The 19083-nt window shown below is 72.7% G+C and carries 17 protein-coding genes and 2 tRNA genes; 5 read left to right on the top strand and 14 right to left on the bottom strand.

The genetic code is table 11. The features are described 5' to 3' along the window. The first annotated feature begins 177 nt into the window (after nucleotides 1-177). On the top strand, nucleotides 178-2982 hold the full coding sequence (gene ppc, locus AMK13_RS04610; RefSeq protein ID WP_049653627.1) for a phosphoenolpyruvate carboxylase: 2805 nt from the start codon (nucleotides 178-180) through the stop codon (nucleotides 2980-2982). Nucleotides 2983-3049: 67 nt separating this feature from the next. Here the strand turns inward: ppc and AMK13_RS04605 are convergent, their stop codons facing one another. The 6 genes from AMK13_RS04605 to AMK13_RS04580 all read right to left on the bottom strand — a co-directional run bounded on the left by AMK13_RS04605 (nucleotide 3050) and on the right by AMK13_RS04580 (nucleotide 7919). Beyond that, the gene (locus AMK13_RS04605) at nucleotides 3050-3373 is read right to left on the bottom strand and encodes a hypothetical protein (RefSeq protein WP_143204483.1); all 324 of its coding nucleotides are present in this window, start codon (nucleotides 3371-3373) and stop codon (nucleotides 3050-3052) included. A gap of 145 nt (nucleotides 3374-3518) precedes the next feature. Further along, nucleotides 3519-4097, bottom strand: coding sequence for an aminoacyl-tRNA hydrolase (pth, locus tag AMK13_RS04600; RefSeq protein ID WP_074001289.1), 579 nt, complete (start codon nucleotides 4095-4097; stop codon nucleotides 3519-3521). Between the two features lie 108 nt (nucleotides 4098-4205). After that, nucleotides 4206-4793 (bottom strand): 50S ribosomal protein L25/general stress protein Ctc, encoded by a 588-nt coding sequence (locus AMK13_RS04595; RefSeq protein WP_049653621.1) that lies wholly within the window; start codon nucleotides 4791-4793, stop codon nucleotides 4206-4208. 278 nt (nucleotides 4794-5071) lie between these two features. Further along, nucleotides 5072-6049: a ribose-phosphate diphosphokinase gene (locus tag AMK13_RS04590; protein ID WP_049653615.1), complete on the bottom strand. Its 978-nt coding sequence runs from the start codon at nucleotides 6047-6049 to the stop codon at nucleotides 5072-5074. Between the two features lie 201 nt (nucleotides 6050-6250). Next, nucleotides 6251-7705 carry a bifunctional UDP-N-acetylglucosamine diphosphorylase/glucosamine-1-phosphate N-acetyltransferase GlmU gene (glmU, locus tag AMK13_RS04585; protein WP_074001288.1) on the bottom strand — a complete coding sequence of 485 codons (1455 nt, stop codon included), beginning with the start codon at nucleotides 7703-7705 and terminating at the stop codon, nucleotides 6251-6253. Between the two features lie 143 nt (nucleotides 7706-7848). Beyond that, nucleotides 7849-7919, bottom strand: a tRNA-Gln gene (locus AMK13_RS04580). Between the two features lie 248 nt (nucleotides 7920-8167). Between AMK13_RS04580 and AMK13_RS04575 the strand changes: the two genes are divergently transcribed. Both AMK13_RS04575 and AMK13_RS04570 read left to right on the top strand, forming a co-directional pair. Continuing rightward, nucleotides 8168-9247, top strand: coding sequence for a fatty acid desaturase (locus tag AMK13_RS04575; protein ID WP_079271852.1), 1080 nt, complete (start codon nucleotides 8168-8170; stop codon nucleotides 9245-9247). Between the two features lie 212 nt (nucleotides 9248-9459). Continuing rightward, nucleotides 9460-10062 carry a TetR/AcrR family transcriptional regulator gene (locus AMK13_RS04570; RefSeq protein WP_063780418.1) on the top strand — a complete coding sequence of 201 codons (603 nt, stop codon included), beginning with the start codon at nucleotides 9460-9462 and terminating at the stop codon, nucleotides 10060-10062. Between the two features lie 40 nt (nucleotides 10063-10102). Here AMK13_RS04570 and AMK13_RS04565 read toward each other — a convergent pair whose 3' ends face one another. Further along, a complete protein-coding gene (locus AMK13_RS04565) occupies nucleotides 10103-10903 on the bottom strand; it encodes a methyltransferase domain-containing protein (protein WP_074001287.1) in 801 nt (266 codons plus the stop codon). 111 nt (nucleotides 10904-11014) lie between these two features. On the opposite strand from AMK13_RS04565, the gene AMK13_RS04560 reads away from it, so the two are divergent. Further along, entirely contained in the window at nucleotides 11015-11512 is a 498-nt protein-coding gene (locus tag AMK13_RS04560; RefSeq protein ID WP_049660288.1) for a MarR family winged helix-turn-helix transcriptional regulator, read from the top strand. Between the two features lie 38 nt (nucleotides 11513-11550). Here the strand turns inward: AMK13_RS04560 and AMK13_RS04555 are convergent, their stop codons facing one another. From AMK13_RS04555 to AMK13_RS44525, 5 genes are all read right to left on the bottom strand, one after another. Continuing rightward, complete coding sequence (locus AMK13_RS04555) at nucleotides 11551-12552, bottom strand: LuxR C-terminal-related transcriptional regulator (protein ID WP_074001286.1); 1002 nt, start codon at nucleotides 12550-12552, stop codon at nucleotides 11551-11553. Nucleotides 12553-12834: 282 nt separating this feature from the next. Next, nucleotides 12835-13797 carry a UDP-glucose 4-epimerase GalE gene (gene galE, locus AMK13_RS04550; protein ID WP_049653698.1) on the bottom strand — a complete coding sequence of 321 codons (963 nt, stop codon included), beginning with the start codon at nucleotides 13795-13797 and terminating at the stop codon, nucleotides 12835-12837. 141 nt (nucleotides 13798-13938) lie between these two features. After that, the gene (locus tag AMK13_RS04545) at nucleotides 13939-14607 is read right to left on the bottom strand and encodes a response regulator transcription factor (RefSeq protein ID WP_049653699.1); all 669 of its coding nucleotides are present in this window, start codon (nucleotides 14605-14607) and stop codon (nucleotides 13939-13941) included. Between the two features lie 169 nt (nucleotides 14608-14776). Next, nucleotides 14777-14852: transfer RNA gene (locus AMK13_RS04540), tRNA-Thr, on the bottom strand. 143 nt (nucleotides 14853-14995) lie between these two features. Beyond that, the gene (locus AMK13_RS44525; protein ID WP_079271851.1) at nucleotides 14996-15502 is read right to left on the bottom strand and encodes a winged helix-turn-helix transcriptional regulator; all 507 of its coding nucleotides are present in this window, start codon (nucleotides 15500-15502) and stop codon (nucleotides 14996-14998) included. A gap of 177 nt (nucleotides 15503-15679) precedes the next feature. Between AMK13_RS44525 and AMK13_RS04530 the strand changes: the two genes are divergently transcribed. Beyond that, entirely contained in the window at nucleotides 15680-16276 is a 597-nt protein-coding gene (locus tag AMK13_RS04530) for a flavodoxin family protein (RefSeq protein ID WP_049653702.1), read from the top strand. A gap of 12 nt (nucleotides 16277-16288) precedes the next feature. On the opposite strand, the gene AMK13_RS04525 is transcribed toward AMK13_RS04530, so the two are convergent. After that, entirely contained in the window at nucleotides 16289-17683 is a 1395-nt protein-coding gene (locus tag AMK13_RS04525) for an MFS transporter (protein ID WP_074001285.1), read from the bottom strand. Between the two features lie 171 nt (nucleotides 17684-17854). Next, nucleotides 17855-19048: a S8 family serine peptidase gene (locus AMK13_RS04520; RefSeq protein ID WP_241852757.1), complete on the bottom strand. Its 1194-nt coding sequence runs from the start codon at nucleotides 19046-19048 to the stop codon at nucleotides 17855-17857. Nucleotides 19049-19083: the final 35 nt, after the last annotated feature.

The following is a 19083-nucleotide window of genomic DNA, read 5'->3' as shown; positions in this document are numbered from 1 at the left end:
CCACAGGTGGTTTTCGGCAGCCCTGTCCGCCATCCGGCCACGTCGCGGACAGCACCCTCCCCGACACCTATGCTGGTCGCGTCGGACAGCGCGGTCCGCACGCGTCACACCCGCCACACGCGTGTGGACCTGTGACGATGAGCCGTTGCCGAACCCCACCACCACAGGGAGACAGCCGTGACCGCTCCGGTCCCCACCCCGGCGGACAGCCCCACGCCCGTCGTCGCCGATCCCGACAACGCCGCCCTGCGTGCGGACATCCGCCGCCTCGGCGACCTGCTCGGCGAGACGCTGGTCCGCCAGGAGGGCCCCCAGCTGCTGGGCCTGGTCGAACAGGTCCGCCTGCTGAGCCGCACCGACGGCGAGGCCACCGCCGAACTCCTCTCCGACATCGACCTGGACACCGCCGCGAAGCTGGTCCGGGCGTTCTCCACCTACTTCCACCTCGCCAACGTCACCGAGCAGGTGCACCGCGGCCGCGAGTTCGCCACCCGCCGCGCCCGCGAGGGCTCGCTGCTCGCGCAGACCGCCGACCTGCTCGCCGAGGCCGACGCCAAGCACCTCCAGGACACCCTGGCCCACCTCGCGGTGCGCCCGGTCTTCACCGCGCACCCCACCGAGGCCGCCCGCCGCAGCGTCCTCAACAAGCTGCGCCGGATCGGCGAACTCCTCGACCGCATCCACCGCGACGAGGTCACCTCCGGCCTGGCCGCCGCCGACCAGGCCCGCACCAGCAGCGCCAAGCGCTCCGCCGACCGCCGCCTGGCCGAGGTCATCGACCTGCTCTGGCAGACCGACGAGCTGCGCATCGCCCGCCCCGAGCCCACCGACGAGGCCCGCAACGCCGTCTACTACCTGGACGAGCTCTACCGCGAGGCCGTCCCCGAGGTCCTGGAGGAGCTGCACGAGGAGCTCGCCCGGGTCGGCCTGAGCCTGCCCGACGGCGTGCGCCCGCTCACCTTCGGCACCTGGATCGGCGGCGACCGCGACGGCAACCCCAACGTCACCCCGCAGGTCACCTGGGACGTCCTCAACCTCCAGCACGAGTACGGCATCAAGGACGCGCTCGCCGCGATCGACGACCTGCGCAACACGCTCTCCACCTCCGAGCGGCTGGCCGGCGCCTCGGTCGAGCTGCTCGCCTCGCTCAACACCGACCTGCACCTGCTCCCCGAACTCAGCCCGCGCTACAAGCGGATGAACGCCGAGGAGCCCTACCGCCTCAAGGCCACCTGCATCCGGCTCAAGCTGGAGAACACCCGCGAGCGGCTGGCCGGCGGCACCCCGCACGTCGAGGGCCGCGACTACCTCGGCACCCGCGAGCTGATCGCCGACCTGCGGCTGATCCAGGACTCGCTGCGCTCCCACCGCGGCGAGCTCATCGCCGACGGCCGCCTCGCCCGCGCCATCCGCACCGTCGAGGCCTTCGGCCTCCAGCTCGCCACCATGGACGTGCGCGAGCACGCCGAGGCCCACCACCACGCCCTCGGCCAGCTCTTCGACCGGCTCGGCGAGGAGGCCTGGCGCTACGCCGACATGCCCCGCGAGTACCGGCAGAAGCTGCTCGCCAAGGAGCTCCGCTCGCGCCGCCCGCTCGCCCCCACCCCGGCCCCGCTGGACGAGGCCGGCACCAAGACCCTCGGCGTCTTCAACACCGTCCGCCAGGGCTTCGAGCGCTTCGGCGACGAGATCGTCGAGAGCTACATCATCTCGATGTGCCAGGGCGCCGACGACGTCTTCGCCGCCACCGTGCTGGCCCGCGAGGCCGGCCTGATCGACCTGCACGCCGGCATCGCCAAGATCGGCATCGTGCCGCTGCTGGAGACCACCGACGAGCTCCAGCAGGCCGACCGCATCCTCGACGAGATGCTCTCCGACCCGTCCTACCGCCTGCTCGTCTCGCTGCGCGGCGACGTCCAGGAGGTCATGCTCGGCTACTCCGACTCCTCCAAGTTCGGCGGCATCACCACCTCCCAGTGGGAGATCCACCGCGCCCAGCGCCGGCTGCGCGACGTCGCCCACCGCTACGGCATCCGGCTGCGCCTGTTCCACGGCCGCGGCGGCACCGTCGGCCGCGGCGGCGGCCCCTCGCACGAGGCCATCCTGGCCCAGCCCTGGGGCACCCTGGAGGGCGAGATCAAGGTCACCGAGCAGGGCGAGGTCATCTCCGACAAGTACCTGCTCCCCTCGCTGGCCCGGGAGAACCTGGAGCTGACCCTCTCCGCCACGCTCTCCGCCTCCGCGCTGCACACCGCCCCGCGCCAGGCCCCCGAGTCGCTGGCCCGCTGGGACGCCGCGATGGACCAGGTCTCCGAGGCCGCCCACACCGCCTACCGCGGCCTGGTCGAGCAGGAGGACCTGCCGAAGTACTTCTTCGCCTCCACCCCGGTCGACCAGCTCGCCTCGCTGCACCTGGGCTCCCGCCCGTCCCGCCGCCCCGACTCCGGCGCCGGCCTGGACGGCCTGCGGGCCATCCCGTGGGTGTTCGGCTGGACCCAGTCCCGGCAGATCGTCCCCGGCTGGTACGGCGTCGGCTCCGGCCTCGCCGCCGCCCGCGCGGCCGGCCTCGGCGACGTGCTGGACGAGATGTACGGCGAGTGGCACTTCTTCCGCAACTTCCTGTCCAACGTCGCCATGACGCTGGCCAAGACCGACCTGCGGATCGCCCGCCACTACGTCGAGCAGCTGGTGCCCGGCGAGCTGCACCACGTCTTCGACGAGATCAAGGCCGAGCACGCGCTCACCCTGCGCGAGGTGCTCCGGCTCACCGGCGAGAGCGAACTGCTGGAGCACAACCCGGTGTTGAAGCAGACCTTCGCCGTCCGCGACGCCTACCTCGACCCGATCTCCTACCTCCAGGTCGCGCTGCTGCGCCGCCAGCGCGAGGAGCTCTCGGCCGGGCGCCAGGACGACCCGCTGCGCGCCCGCGCGCTGCTGCTGACCGTCAACGGCATCGCCGCCGGCCTGCGCAACACCGGCTGACGGCCGGCCCGAGAACGGCCGAGGGCCGGTGTCCCGTCGGGGACACCGGCCCTCGGCCGTGAGGTTCCTACTCCGCGGTCTCGCCCGCGCGCTTGCGCTTCAGCCACAGCGCCGCGCCGCCGGCCGCCACCACCAGGCCGCCGCCGACCGCCAGCAGCCCCGCGTCGGGGCCCATCGAGTCACCGAGCACCGGGCCGAACTGCGCCGCCGCCGGCTCCGGGGAGACCGCCGGGTCCGACTCGGCGACCGGCTCCGCGTGCGCCACCGCACCGCCCGACAGCAGGACGCCGGCCACCCCCAGCGCACCGGCCGTACCGACCCGCCGGCCGAGCCGCCTCAGCTCGACCCCCCGGCTCCACCGCACTCGGCGGTCCGGACGCAATTCCCGCATCGAGAACTCCCCAGGACTCGTTCGCGTACCAGGCCGACGCTATCCGATCCCGCACAGGTTTCTCACACCGATTCAGGTTTGACGGGCCAAGCGTTGTACGACCGTTGCGTACCCCGCACAGGGTCCTGACGGACGGTCAGGAGGCTCAGGAGTTGTACGTCCCCTGGGCCCGCTCCAGCCCCTCGGACAGCAGCGCCTCCACCGCGTCCGCCGAGCGGTCCACGAACCACTCCAGCTCCTTGCGCTCGGTCGCGGAGAAGTCCTTCAGCACGAAGTCCGCGACCTCCATCCGGCCCGGCGGACGGCCGATCCCGCAGCGCACCCGGTGGTAGTCCGGGCCCAGCGACTTGGTGATCGACTTCAGCCCGTTGTGGCCGTTGTCGCCGCCGCCCAGCTTCAGCCGCAGCGTCGCGTAGTCGATGTCCAGCTCGTCGTGGACGGCGACCAGCGCCGAGGCCGGCGCCTTGTAGAAGTCGCGCAGCGCCGTCACCGGCCCGCCGGAGAGGTTCATGAAGGACATCGGCTTGGCCAGCACCACCCGCCTGCCCGCCAGCCGTCCCTCGGCCACCTGCGCCCGGCTCTTGTGCGCCTTGAACCTGGCACCCATCCGCTGCGCCAGCAGGTCCACCACCATGAAGCCGATGTTGTGCCGGTTCCGGGCGTACTGCTCCCCGGGGTTGCCCAGCCCGACCACCAGCCACGGGCCCTCGTACTCGTCCGCCATGCCGTCCTTCCTCTCCTTCGCGCTCGTCGTCATCATCCCGGACACGCCGCTGCCCCGGGCGCTCCGACGGGAGCGACCGGGGCAGCGGTCCGACTAACGGGGCGAGGCTCAGGCCTCGGTGCCCTCGGCCTCGGCGGCCTCGTCCTCGGCCGGGGCGGCCTGGGCGCCGATGACCTGCAGCACGACGGCGTCGGCGTCGACGGCCAGGGTGACGCCGGCCGGCAGGACGATGTCCTTGGCGTGGATGGCCGCGCCGGCCTCCAGGCCCTCGACCGAGACGGTGACCGACTCGGGCAGGTGGGTGGCCTCGGCCTCGATCGGGAGCGCGTTCAGGACGTGCTCCAGCAGGTTGCCGCCGGCGGCCAGCTCGCCCTCGGTGTGGACCGGGATCTCGACGGTGACCTTCTCGCCGCGCTTGACCAGCAGCAGGTCGACGTGCTCGATGGTGCGCTTGATGGCCTCGCGCTGGACGGCCTTCGGCAGGACGTACTCGTCCTTGCCCTCGATCGGGACGACCAGCAGGGCGTTCGGGGTCTTCAGGGCCATCATCAGGTCGTGGCCGGGCAGGTTCAGGTGAACCGGGGCGTGGCCGTGGCCGTAGACGACACCGGGGACGAAGCCGGCGCGGCGGGCGCGACGGGCGGCACCCTTGCCGAACTCGGAACGGGTCTCAGCGGCAATACGGATCTCGGACACGACTGCACTCCTCGTGGAAATGGCGCGGGGGTGCAGGCAATGCGAAAACCGCCGGGACCACACCCTCAGTACGTTCGGGGGTCACTCGGCGGCAACGGCCTGCCGGTGGACGGGAGTCCGGCACCGGCAGCGCGTCGATCACGGAGCGGGCACCCGGCAAGCAGGCGCACGGCATCCCTCGCCGAGCAGTTTCACGAGTCTAACCGCACGAGCGGCCTCCCGCGAAATCGGCGGCGGCCCCGGTCCGACCGGACCGGGGCCGCCTGCACGGGCCTTCGTCAGTGCACGCCCTCGAAGAGGCTGGTCACGGAGCCCTCCTCGAAGACCTCGCGGATCGCGGCGGCGATCGACGGGGCGATGGACAGCGTGGTGATCTTGTCCAGCTGGATCGAGGCCGGGGTGGGCAGCGTGTTGGTGAACACGAACTCGCTCACCCGCGAGTTCTTCAGCCGGTCCGCGGCCGGACCGGAGAGCACACCGTGGGTGGCGGCCACCACGACGTCCGCGGCGCCGTTGTCGAACAGCGCGTCGGCCGCGGCGCAGATGGTGCCGGCGGTGTCGATCATGTCGTCGACCAGCACGCAGACCCGGCCCTTGACGTCACCGACGACGTCGGCCGACAGGATGGTGTTGGCCTGGGTGATGTCGCGGCGCTTGTGGATGATCGCCAGCGGGGCGTCCAGCCGGTCGCACCACTGGTCGGCGACCTTCACGCGGCCGGCGTCCGGGGAGACGACCGTCAGCTTGTCGCGGTCGACCTTCCCGCCGATGTAGTCGGCCAGCAGCGGCAGCGCGAACAGGTGGTCCACCGGGCCGTCGAAGAAGCCCTGGATCTGCGCGGTGTGCAGGTCCACGGCCATCAGGCGGTCGGCGCCGGCCTGGCGCAGCAGGTCGGCGACCAGGCGGGCCGAGATGGGCTCGCGGCCGAGGTGCTTCTTGTCCTGGCGGGCGTACCCGTAGAACGGCAGGATCGCGGTGATGCTCTTGGCGGAGGCCCGCTTCAGAGCATCGATCATGATCAGCTGTTCCATGATCCACTGGTTGATGGGAGCCGTGTGGCTCTGCATCACGAAGCAGTCCGCGCCGCGCGCGGAGTCCAGGAAGCGGACGTAGATCTCGCCGTTGGCGAAGTCCAGGGCCTTGGTGGGGACCAGCTCGGTCCCGAGCGCCTCGGCCACCTCCTTCGCCAGCTCCGGGTGGGCACGGCCGGAGAAGAGCTTCAGCTTCTTCTCACCCGACGTCGTGATCCCGCTCACTGCACCGTCTCCTCGCGTTGCGAACGCTGAACCCTCGACCCGGTGGCGGGCAGGCAGGGCCCGCTCGCGGTACGGGTTGGGGAATTGTCGGTACGCCTGGACACGGGCGGTAAGCCCTGTGGCGCACGTATGTCCCCAAGGTTACGCGCCCGCGCAGAAACCGTCCGCCTCGGGACCGTCCCCCGGCCCCGGCCCGCCCGCTCAGGCCTGCTCGGCCCCGTCCGCCGCCGCCTTCGCGGCCTGCGCGGACACCGTCCCGGGGCGCTTGCGCTCGACCCAGCCCTCGATGTTGCGCTGCGTGGCCCGGTTCACACCGAGCGCCCCGGCCGGGACGTCGTTGGTGATCACCGAGCCGGCGCCGGTGTAGGCGCCGTCACCGACGGTGACCGGGGCGATGAACATGTTGTCCGAGCCGGTGCGGCAGTGCGCGCCGATGACCGTGCGGTGCTTGTTCACGCCGTCGTAGTTCACGGTGACGGAGGCCGCGCCGATGTTGGTGCCCTCGCCGATCGTGGCGTCGCCGATGTAGGACAGGTGCGGCACCTTGGCGCCCTCGCCCAGCTCGGAGTTCTTCACCTCGACGTAGGTGCCGACCTTCGCCTTGCGGCCCAGCCGGGCGCCCGGCCGCAGGTAGGCGTACGGGCCGGCGGTGGCCAGCTCGCCGATCTCGGCGCGGTCGGCCGTGGTGTTGCTCACCCGGGCGCCGACACCGACCAGGGTGTCCTTGAGGGTCGAGTTCGGGCCGACCTCGCAGCCCTCGCCCAGGTGCGTGGCGCCCTGGAGCTGGGTGTTCGGCAGCACCACGGCGTCCGGCTCGTACGTGACCTGCACGTCGAACCAGGTGGTCGCCGGGTCCACCACGGTGACGCCCTCGCGCATCGCCCGCTCCAGCAGGCGGTCGTTCAGCAGCCGGCGGGCCTGCGCCAGCTGGACCCGGTCGTTGATGCCCAGGATGTCCCGGTGGTCCTCGGCCACCACGGCGCCGACCCGGTGGCCCGCCGTACGCAGGATCTCCAGGGTGTCGGTCAGGTACTCCTCGCCCTGCGAGTTGTCCGTGGTGAGCTCGCCCAGCGCCGCGGTGAGCAGCTTGGCGTCGAAGGCGAAGACGCCGGAGTTGATCTCGGTGATCGCGCGCTGGGTGGCGCTGGCGTCGCGCTCCTCGACGATCGCGGCGACGGTGCCGTCCTCGTCCCGCAGGATGCGGCCGTAGCCGAAGGGCTCCGGGACGACGGCGGTCAGCACGGTGACGCCGTTCTGCTGGGCGGCGTGCGCGTCGGCCAGCCGGCGCAGGGTCTCCCCGGTCAGCAGCGGCGAGTCGCCGGCGGTGACGATCACGGTGCCGTCCAGCACGGCGCCGTCGGCGGCCAGCGACTCCAGCGCGGTGCGCACCGCGTGCCCGGTGCCGTTCTGCTCCGCCTGCACCGCGGTGCGGGTGGCCGGGTAGTGCTCCGTCAGGTGCGCCACGACCAGCTCGCGCTGGTGGCCGACCACGACGACCAGCTGGCCGGGCGTCAGTTCCCGGGCCGCCGAGACCGCGTGACCCACCAACGAGCGGCCGCACACCTCGTGCAGCACCTTGGGCAGCTTGTTCGACTTCATCCGGGTCCCGCCACCGGCGGCGAGCACGACAACGGCGGCAAGCGAATTGGCACCCATGCGGGGAGGCTCCTCGGTAGGTTCACAGAGAGGGCAGAGCAGGCCCGGCCCGGACCCAGGCCGGTCGCCATTCGCACAGTCCGCCGAGCAGCACCGACAATACCGGCGCCACGGATAACGCCCGAACCCGAGGCGTGCAGAGGCTCCGCCGCTAGGATTCGAACCCAGACAAAGGCCTCCAAAGGGCCCTGTGCTGCCATTACACCACGGCGGACAGTCGTGTCAGACCCTACCCGAGAGGGCCCTGCCGTGGGTATCGACTTGACCGATCCACGGCCCGGATTCCAGCCCCGGCGGCCGAACCCGCCGGCCCCCCGGTTCATCCATCCAGTCGGGTGAATTCACTCAAGCGCCGCGCGGCGGTGTGTTCCCCTGGACACGGAGCGCAACCTACGATGCCGTAGGTTACGCCAACGTAGCTCCGCTTCGCTCCCGTTCCGGGACGCCGCACAAGGGACGCCCATGACCATCCAGGCAGGCGAGGCGCGCGCGGGGAACGCCGCGTCCCGCACTCCGTCTCCCGACCCCGAACCCGCCGAACCCACCGACCCCGCCGCACCCGTGGAGACCGACGACGCCGTGGAGACCGCCGACCAGACCGCCGGGACCGGCGACTCCGACACCGCCGCCACCCGGCTGTCCGCCACCCGCGGCGGCGAGAAGCAGGGCCCGGCCGAGCGGATCGCGCTCTCCCTGTTCATCCTCGTGCCGTTCGCCGCCCTGGTCGCCGCCGTCCCGGTGGCCTGGGGCCGGGGGCTGGGCTGGACGGACCTCGCGATCACCGTCGGCATGTACTACCTCACCTGCCACGGCATCACCATCGGCTACCACCGCTACTTCACCCACGGCGCCTTCAAGGCCGGCCGCCCGATGCGCCTGGCGCTGGCGATCGCCGGGAGCCTCGCCGTCGAGGGCCCGCTGGTGCGCTGGGTGGCCGACCACCGCAAGCACCACCGGTTCAGCGACAAGGACGGCGACCCGCACTCGCCGTGGCGCTACGGGGAGAGCGTCCCGGCGCTGATGAAGGGCCTCTGGTGGGCCCACATGGGCTGGATGTTCGACGAGGAGCAGACCCCGCAGCTCACGTACGCCCCGGACCTGGTGCGCGACCCGGCCCTGCGGCGGATCTCCCGGCTGTTCTGGCTCTGGACCACCATCTCGCTGCTGCTGCCCGCGCTGATCGGCGGCCTGGTGAGCCTGTCCTGGGAGGGCGCGCTGTCCGCCTTCTTCTGGGGTTCGCTGGTCCGGGTGGCCCTGCTGCACCACGTCACCTGGTCGATCAACTCGATCTGCCACGCCGTCGGCCGGCGCCCGTTCCGCTCCCGGGACCGCTCCGGCAACGTCTGGTGGCTGGCCGTGCTCTCCTGCGGGGAGTCCTGGCACAACCTGCACCACGCCGACCCGACCTCGGCCCGGCACGGGGTGCTCCGCGGGCAGATCGACTCCTCGGCCCGGCTGATCCGCTGGTTCGAGCTGGCCGGCTGGGTCCGGGACGTCCGCTGGCCGGACGCGCAGCGGATCGCCGCCCGCCGCGCCGCATGAGGCGGCGCTTCCAGCATGATGTAGGGGTGAACGGGAGCAGCGCAGACAGCAGGGGCGGTCACCACGGCACGCGGACGGACGCGGCGCCCGCCACGGCGCAGGCCCGTCCGCGGGCCGCCGCACCGGCGGCCGGCACCGACGACGGAGGTCCGGACCGGGGCGCCGGCGGCGGCCCGGCCCCGACGGCCCGCCGCCGGGGCGGCCGGGTCCGGATGACCGGCAAGCAGCGGCGCGAACAGCTGCTGGAGATCGGCCGGACGGTCTTCGCCGAGCGCGGCTACGACGGCACCTCGGTGGAGGAGATCGCCGAGCGCGCCGGGGTGTCGAAGCCCGTGGTGTACGAGCACTTCGGCGGCAAGGAGGGGCTGTACGCGGTGGTCGTCGACCGCGAGATGCAGCTGCTGCTGGACATGGTCACCGGGGCCCTGACCGGCGGGCACTCGCGCGAACTGCTGGAGCAGGCCGCCTTCGCGCTGATGGACTACATCGACACCTCGACGGACGGCTTCCGGATCCTGGTCCGGGACTCCCCGGTGGCCCAGTCGACCGGCACCTTCGCCTCGCTGATCAGCGACATCGCCACGCAGGTCGAGGACATCCTGGGCCTGGAGTTCAAGTCCCGCGGCTTCGACGCCCGGCTGGCCCCGATGTACTCGCAGATGCTGGTCGGGATGGTCGCGCTGACCGGGCAGTGGTGGCTGGAGGTCCGCAAGCCGGACAAGGCGACGGTGGCGGCGCACCTGGTGAACCTCGCCTGGCACGGGCTGGAGGGCCTGGAGCGGCACCCGCGGCTGGTCGGCGAGCGCAAGGGCTGACCGGCCGGGCCGCCCGGGCCGACCCGGCCCCGCGGCCGCCTCACCCCCGCGGCCGCCTGGTCCCCACGGCGAAGATCCGCCGGAACGGGAAGACCGTCCCGTGCGGCCCGGCCGGGTAGGCCTCGCGCAGCAGCCGCCCGTACTCGGCCAGGAAGGCGGCCCGGTCGGCCGGGTCGGTGAGCCGGGTGAGGACCGGGCGCAGCGCGGTGCCCTTGACCCACTCCAGCACCGGGTCCGGCCCCGGCAGCAGGGTGCGGTAGGTGGTCTCCCAGACGTCCGGCAGGCAGTCGGCGGCGACCAGGGCGTCGAGGTAGCGCTCGGGCGGGTGGACGCCGGCCCGGACGGCCTCCTCGCCGAGCAGGCCCCGCCAGCGGGCGCTGCGGCGCAGGTCGGCGAGCAGGGTGTGGCTGGGGGCGTCGAAGTTGCCCGGCACCTGGAAGGCGAGCACCCCACCAGGTTCGAGGGCCGCCGCCCAGCGCGGCAGCAGCGCCAGGTGCCCGTCCACCCACTGGAGGGTGGCGTTGGAGACGATCAGGTCGGGCCGGGCCGGGGCCGGGTCGTACTCGCGGGCGTCGGCGAGCAGGTACTCGGCCGTGGGCTCGCCCTCGGTACGGGCGGTGGCCAGCATCGGAGCGGAGTTGTCGACGCCGGTGAGGTGGGCGGTCGGCCAGCGCTCGCGCAGCGCGGCGGTGGAGTTGCCGGGGCCGCAGCCGATGTCCAGGATCACCTCGGCACCGGGGTGCGGGAGGGCGGGGACGCGGGCGAGCAGTTCGCGCAGCGGACGGTTGCGTTCGTCGGCGAAGCGCAGGTACTGCTCCGGGTCCCAGACGGGGGTGGTCATGGTTCACCTCAAAGGTATCTCGATATCAAGATATCCAGCGTTAGCCTTGCTGGCACATTTCTCGATGTCAAGAGACTTCACATCGACACATCCACCGATACACTGATCGTCATGGAGGACGAGGTCGACAGGCTGGTCGCAGCGTGGCGCCGGGAGCGCCCCGACCTCGACGTGGAGCCGCTGGAGGTGCTCAGCCGGGTCAGCCGGCTCGCCCGGCACCTGGACCGCGCCCGCCGCACCGCCTTCGCCGAGCACGGGCTGGAGCCCTGGGAGTTCGACGTCCTGACCGCCCTGCGGCGGGCCGGCTCCCCGTACCAGCTCTCCCCCGGCCAGCTGCTCACCCAGACCCTGGTCACCTCCGGCACCATGACCAACCGGATCGACCGCCTCACCGGCAAGGGCCTGGTCAAGCGCCTGCCCGACCCGGACGACCGGCGCGGCGTGCTGGTCAGGCTCACCGACGACGGCCGCGACCGCGCCGACCAGGCGCTCGCCGGACTGCTCGCGCACGAACGCGAACTGCTCGCCCAGCTCACCTCCGGCCAGCAGACCGAACTCGCCGCGCTGCTGCGCGTACTGGTCGCCCCGTTCGACAACATCCCGGGCTGACGGCTCCGGGCTGACGGCTCCGGACTCGGGCTTGCGGGTCAGGGCCGTTCGACGGTGCCGACCACCGGGGACGGCGGGGGCGCGGCCGGCTCGGCCGGGCTGACCCCGGCCCGGCGGGCGACCGCGACGGCCGCCAGCGTGGAGTGCACCCCGAGCTTTCCCAGCACGTTCTGCATGTGCGTCCGGACGGTGTGCGGCGACAGGTAGAGCCGCTCCGCGACGGCCTGCCGGCCGAGGCCCGCGACCATGCAGCGCAGGATCTGCTTCTCCCGCGGCGTCAGGGTGTCCACCAGCCGCTCGCTCTCGGTGCGGTCCCGCCGGGCGGTGGTGAGCTCGCGGATCACCCCGGTGAGCAGCGCGGGCGGCAGGTGCGTCTCGTCCCGCAGCACGCCCCGGACCACCGCCAGCAGCCGGGCCAGTGAACTCTCCTTGGCCACCCAGCCGGTGGCGCCCGCGTGCAGGGCGCGGGCGGCGCGGTGCGGGTCGTCGGCGGTGGCCAGGACGACGGCGCGCAGCCCGGGGTGGGCGCGGCGGAGCCGGGCGAGCAGGGTGATGCCGTCCGGTGGCGGGGCGGCGGGTCTGAACTGATCGCCCCGCAGCGGGTCCACCGCGGCCCGCACCCCGGTCGGCAGCCCGCCCGACAGCGGAACCGGCACCCCCACCGGTACGGCCGGCCGGCGCGGCTGCGGCACGGGCGGGGCACCGCGGCCGCGCCGGGCCTCGTCGCCGTACTCCGCGCCGGGCCGACGGCGGGCCGGCACTCCGCCGCCCGCCTGCGCTCCCGGCACGCCCGCCTGGCCGCCAGTCCCGATCGTCCCGGCCGCACCGACCGTCCCGACCGGCTCGACGCCCAGGTCGGCGTCGATCAACGCCACGTCGTAGGACCGGCCCTCGCCGGCCGCCCGCTCCAAGGCCCGCTCGGCGGCGGCGGCACTGCCGGCCGCCCCCACCTCCACGTCCGGCTCGGCGGCCAGCGCCGCGGCCAGTGCCTCGGCGAAGATCCGGTGGTCGTCGACCACCAGGACGCGAATCCGCCCCATCGTCCCTCCCCCTGCTCGCACCGCCCGAGCCCGGGGGCGGGGACCGGCCCGGCATCCGCGTTCCGGACCCGCCGTTCCGCCCGCCCACCGGTGGCCGGTGAGGCCGAATGGGCGCCGGCCCCCACCGGTACCGCACTCAGCGTACGGGGCGGGATACGCGCTCGTGGCGATTCGGTGAAGTTTCGTCAGAAGGTGCGTGAGTGGCCGGACTTGGACCGTCCGACCCCCACTCCACCACTGCTCACCGGCCGTTGCTCACCGGCCTTTCTCACCGGCCTTTTCTCACCGGCCGTTCTTCGCCAGGGTGAACGTCCAGGCGTCGGCGACGATCTCGTCCAGGTTCGGGCGGCGCGGGGTCCAGCCCAGCGTCTCGTGGGCGCGGGCGGCCGAGGCCACCAGCACCGCCGGGTCGCCGGCCCGGCGGCCCGCGACCTGCACCGGGATCTCCCGGCCGGTGACGCGCTTGACCGACTCGATCACCTCGCGCACCGAGAAGCCGCTGCCGTTGCCCAGGTTGCAGATCAGGTGCTCGCCCGGCTTCGCCGCGTCCAGCGCCAGCAGGTGCGCCTCGGCCAGGTCCGCGACGTGGATGTAGTCGCGGACGCAGGTGCCGTCCGGGGTCGGGTAGTCGTCGCCGTACACCGCGATGTGCGGACGCTGCCCCAGCGCGGCCTGGAAGACCAGCGGGATCAGGTGCGACTCGGGGTCGTGCCGCTCACCGTAGGACCCGTACGCACCGGCCACGTTGAAGTAGCGCAGCGAGACGGCGGCCAGGCCGTGCGCGACGGCCTCACTGGTGATCAGGTGGTCCACCGCGAGCTTGGTGGCGCCGTAGGTGTTGGTCGGCGCGGTGCGGGCGGTCTCGGCGATCGGCACGGCCTCCGGCTCGCCGTAGGTCGCGGCGGTGGAGGAGAACACCAGCTTGCGCACGCCCGCCGCGCGCATCGCGCTGATCAGCTCCAGCGAGCCGGCCACGTTGTTGCGCCAGTACTTCTCCGGGTCCGCGACCGACTCGCCGACCTGCGAGGAGGCGGCGAAGTGCAGCACGCCGTCGAAGGAGCCGTCCAGCACCTTGTCGGCCTCCTGGATCCGGCCCTCGACGAACTCGGCACCGGCCGGGACGCCCTCGCGGAAACCGGTGGAGAGGTCGTCCAGGACGGTCACCCGGTGCCCCGCCTCCAGCAGGTGGGCGGCGACCACACTGCCGACGTAGCCGGCGCCACCCGTGACCAGGTACTTACTCATGTTGCGACCTCCAGCGAACGACGGTCCGCCCGGTCGGACGGAAGCCGTCGACGGAATCCGTACGACTGGGGTCATTCTCCCAATCCCACCGGGGTGCTCCGCGCCACCCGGACGACTGCTTCCAGCCTTCTCACCAACTCCTCAGCCGCCGGCCATCCGCTCCAGCAGACCGGTGCGCGCCGCCACCGCGGCCGCCTCCAGCCGGGTCCGCGCGCCGAGCTTCATCAGCACCCGCTGGACGTGCGTCCGGGCGGTGCTGGCGGCGATCCGCATCCCGGCGGCGATCGCCGCGGTGTCCTCGCCGTCCGCGATCCGGGCCAGCACCTGCACCTCACGGCGGGTCAGCAGCCGCAGCAGCCGGACGGCCTCGTCGTCCGGTTCGGCCGCCGGGCGCAACAGTTGGTCGAAGGCGCCGCGCAGGATGTCCACCGCGACCGCGGCCTCGCCCGCGCGCGCCCGCCCGATGGCCCGCTCGACCACCTCGATCCGCTCGTCGCTGGGCACGTACCCGGCCGCGCCGGCCGCGAACGCCCCTGCCACTCCGCGCAGTTCGCCCACCGGACCGAGCACGATCACGGCCACCTCAGGGCGTTCCCGACGGATCCGGCGCAGCCCGTCGAAGGCACCCGACTCCCCCGGCGCGGCCACCCCCAGCAGGCACACCTCGGGCCGCCGCCCGACCACCAGGTCGGCGGCGACACCGGCCGGGGAGCCGACCGCCAGCACCCGGTGGCCGCGCAGCTGAAGTGCGGTGGCCAGCGCTTCGGCCAGCAGTCGGTGGTCGTCCACCACGACGAGTCGAACACCCATGACACCCTCCCGGTCGGGGTTCGGCTCGCGCCCGCACCCCTCGGGCGGGCGGCCGATGACGCACCATCACAGCGCATTCCGTACCCGACCCGCTAGGCCGTGGCGTGTCGGGCCGCGGAACCGGTCGGGAAACGCGAAAGACCCCCGCCGTGAGGCGAGGGTCTTTCAGTGGAGCCCCCATGCGGAATCGAACCGCAGACCTTCTCCTTACCATGGAGACGCTCTACCGACTGAGCTATAGGGGCTTGCCGGGCTTTTCACCGGGCCGGTCGAACAAGGAAGACATTACACGGCTCCGGGCCCGGAAGGGAAATCGGCCTCCGGCCCCCGCCGCCGGTCGGCCCGGACCTCGCCGCGCCGGCCCGCCCGGTCGTCGCCACGCGCCGGCTCAGTCCTCGCCGTGCACCGCGTCGAACTCCTCGCGGGCCGCCATCATCCGCCTGGCGCGGTGCTCCGTCCACCGGCCGACCGGCGTGAGCAGCTCGGCCAGTTCGCGACCGAGCGGCAGCAGGTCGTAGACCACCCGCGGCGGCGTCTCCGGGAAGACCGTACGGAGCACCAGCCCGCTGCGCTCCAGGTTGCGCAGCGACTGGGTGAGCATCTTGCGGCTGACCCCGCCGACCCCGCGCTGGAGTTCGGAGAAGCGCTGCGGCCCGCAGCCGAGGAGGCTCATCAGGATCAGCATCGACCACTTGTCGGCCAGCTCGGCGAAGACCGCGCGGCTGGGACAGAGCTGGGCGAACACGTCGTACTCCAGCTCGTCCGACTCATCCGGCTCCCCCCGTGCGTCCCGCGCTTCCTTCGCGTCCCGTGCTTCCTGCGCGGTCCGCACTTCCTTCGCGTCCTGCTCCGCGGGTTGTCCGGTCCCGGCCCGGGCCGCTTGCTCCGTCGTCATGCGTCCAGGGTAGCCCTGCGGTCTCCAATCCACCCTTGGTAACCAATGGAGACCTGGTCTATATTGGAGACCAGCGGAGCCGGGGCCCGCCGCCACCGCGGTGCGCCCGCCCCGTCCCGTCCCCACGCCTGCCCGCCGGCCACCGCGCCGGCCCGCACCCGTCCCCTGGAGCGCCGCATGACCGCCGTCCGTCCGACCGTCGCCCTCGCCTACCACTCCGGCTACGGCCACACCGCCGTGATCGCCGAGGCCGTCGCCCGTGGCGCCGCCGCCGCGGGTGCCGAGGTCGTCACGATCGCCGTCGACACCATCACCGAGGAGCAGTGGGCCCAGCTGGACGCCGCCGACGCGATCGTCTTCGGCTCCCCCACCTACATGGGCACCGCCTCCGGTGCCTTCCACGTCTTCGCCGAGGCCACCAGCAAGCGCTGGTTCTCCGACTCCTGGAAGGACAAGGTCGCGGCCGGCTTCACCAACTCCGCCTCCAAGAGCGGCGACAAGGCGGGCACCCTCTTCTTCTTCCAGACCCTCGCCGCCCAGCACGGCATGAGCTGGGTCAACCTCGGTCTCAAGCCCGGCTGGAACGCCACCACCGCCTCCGAGGACGACCTCAACCGGCTCGGCTTCTCCAACGGCGCCGCCGCGTCCTCCCCGGCCGACGCCGGCCCGGAGGCCGTCCACAAGTCCGACATCGCCACCGCCGAGCACCTCGGCGACCGCGTCGCCCGGCACACCGCCGTCGTGCTGGCCGGCCGCGCCGCCCTGGCCGGCTGAGCCCACCCCTCGTCAGGCCGCCGGATCCGTCCCCAACCGGGGCGCCCGGCGGCCTCCGCCGTCCACCGGGCCGTCCGCCGCACCGAGTTCGGCACCGTCCGCCGCACCGCCCGTCACACCGTCCAGCGAACCGAGCTCCGCACCGGTGTTCTCCGGCAGCATCCGCAGGCACCCCAGGGCCAGCACACCCAGCACCGCCAGGTACCAGCCCACCGGCTGCGCCGTCCCGTACGCCCCGGTCAGCCGGGTGGCCACCAGCGGCGTCGTCGCACCGCCGACCACACCGCCCAGGTTGTACGTCAGCGCCGCGCCCGTGTAGCGCACCCGGGTCGGGAACAGCTCCGGCAGGAACGCCGCCAACGGCCCGAACATGCAGCCCAGCACCACCATCGCCCCCGCCAGCCCGACGAACATCAGCGGCCGGCTCACCGTCTCCAACAGCGGGAACAGCACCGGCGACCAGACCGCGGCCAGAGCCGTCGCCCACCGCAAGGTCCGCCGCCGCCCCCAGCGGTCACTGCGCGAGGCGCTCAACCACACCGTCGCGGCCATGCCCACCGCCCCGACCAGCAGCATCGACAGCACCACCGTGCTCGCCACCCCGAGCCCGGTCGTCGCGTACGCCAGCGCGTACGTCGTGGTCAGGTAGAACAACGCGTACCCCACGGTGATCGCCCCGCCGCCCGCCAGCACCGGACGCCAGTGCCCCCGCAGCACCTCCAGCACCGGCAGCCGCTCCCGCCGCCCCTCCGTCCGGAACAGCGGCGACTCCTCGACCCGCAGCCGCACGAACAGCCCCACCGCGACCAGGACGAACGAGGCCAGGAACGGCACCCGCCAACCCCACGCGCGGAACGCCCCCTCGTCCAGGCCGAGTTGCAGCGCCAGGAACACCCCGTTCGCCAGCACGAACCCGATCGTCGGCCCCAGCTGCAGGAACCCCCCGTACCGCCCCCGCCGCCCGGCCGGCGCGTTCTCCGCGATCAGCAGCGCCGCCCCGCCCCACTCCCCGCCCAACCCGACGCCCTGGCACACCCGCAGCACCACCAGCACCGCCGGCGCCCACCACCCCCACGCCCCGAACCCCGGCAACAGCCCCACCGCCGCCGTCGCCAACCCCATCAGCAGCAGCGACACCACCAGCGTCGCCTTCCGCCCCACCCGGTCCCCGAAGTGCCCGAACACCACCGCCCCCACCGGCCGGGCCAGGAACGCCACCGCGTACACCGAGAACGCCGCCAACAGCGCCCCCACCGTGCCCAACCCGGGAAAGAACACCGGCCCGAACACCAACGCGGCCGCCGTCCCGTAAATGAAGAAGTCGTAGAACTCGATCGCCGTCCCGATCAGCGCCGCAGCCGCCGCCCGCCGCACCTGCCCGACCCGCCAAGCACCCTCCGCATCCATACCACCACCCTCGCCACCCCCACCCCGCCCCCACCAGCCTCCACCCGAGTGACCCCGGCGCACACCCACCGCCCCACGCCCCCGACGTGCGCGAGGGCGCCAGGATGCACCTGACGCCCTCACACCTCTGCCGACCCGCCTGCGCCGCTGCCCGGCAACGCGGCAACCCGGCTACCTCGCGTACGGGTTGTCCTCCGGCGGCACCTGCGGCCGGTACGCCGGCAGGTCCGGCGGCGGCACCAGCGACACCTGAGCCACCCGAGGCCGCACAGCCGACTTCCGCCGCCACACCACCGCGAACACCACCCCCGCCACCAACACCAACCCGGCCACCACCCCCGCGACGACCGGCAACGCACCACTGCCCGAACCCGACGCCACCTCAGCCTTCGGCCGCGCCGACGGCACACCAGCCGGGCTCTCAACGGGAACCGGCACCGCCGAGGCAGCAGCAGACCCACTCGCCGACGGCAGCGGAACCGCATCAGCCGGAAGCGGCGACACGTCGGCGGGGCCGGGATCCCCCGGATCCGTCAACGCGATACGCGGCCGCACCGCACCCCAGCCGGCATCGTCCGTACGAACCGTTCCCCCGTTCGGCCTGCTCGCCGTATTGATGAGGACCCGCAGGACCTGGTTGGGAGACCAGTCCGGATGCACCGACCAGATCAACGCCGCCGAAGCGGAAGCCAGCGCGGTCGCATCCGATGAGCCGTGGCCCTTGCAGTACCCGGACGGCGTCGTACAGGCCCCGATCGTGTCCATCCCCGCGGCGACAAGAGCCACCTGCGGCCCGTAGGAGGATTCCGACGTGACGGTTCCGTTGCGGTCGATCGCACCGATGCCGACGACGTTCGGAAGAGCCCCGGGATAGTCGACCGGATTCCCCGACTGCGCCTCATTCCCTGCAGCCGCGAAGACCAGTGATCCCTTCGCCCTCGCAGACGCAAGAATGCGATTCAGCTTGGCCACATTCTCCTCAGTGGCGGTGACCGAGTTCATCCCTTGGGAAATGCTGATGATCTTGGCCCCCTGGCTGGCAGCAAAGTCGACGGCCTTCCCGACCTGGTCCAGAAAATCAGCCGAGACAAGACTCCCCACCGAGCCGTTATTGATCTTCAGGGGAAGGATCTTGGCTCCTGGCGCCAAGCCGTACGCGCCTTTGCCCCCGTTGGCCTTTCCTGTCCCCGCAATGAGACCTGCCATCAGCGTGCCATGGGGATCACCATAAGAACCGACCCCGCCTGCACTCCCACTGAAATCCTGCCCCGGCAGGAACTGCCCTGCCAAATCCGGGTGATCCAACTTGAAGCCGCCGTCGATCACCGCAACTGTGATGTTCGCCCCTTGGGAGGCCTTCCACATCTCCGGAGCGTGCATCGCGTCCAGGTGCCACTGAT

Origin of the sequence: Streptomyces sp. CB02056 (assembly GCF_001905545.1) — a bacterium.
Lineage (GTDB): Bacteria > Actinomycetota > Actinomycetes > Streptomycetales > Streptomycetaceae > Kitasatospora.
Note: the sequence above shows the minus strand (reverse complement) of the source record. Positions and strands in the feature narration are given on the sequence as shown.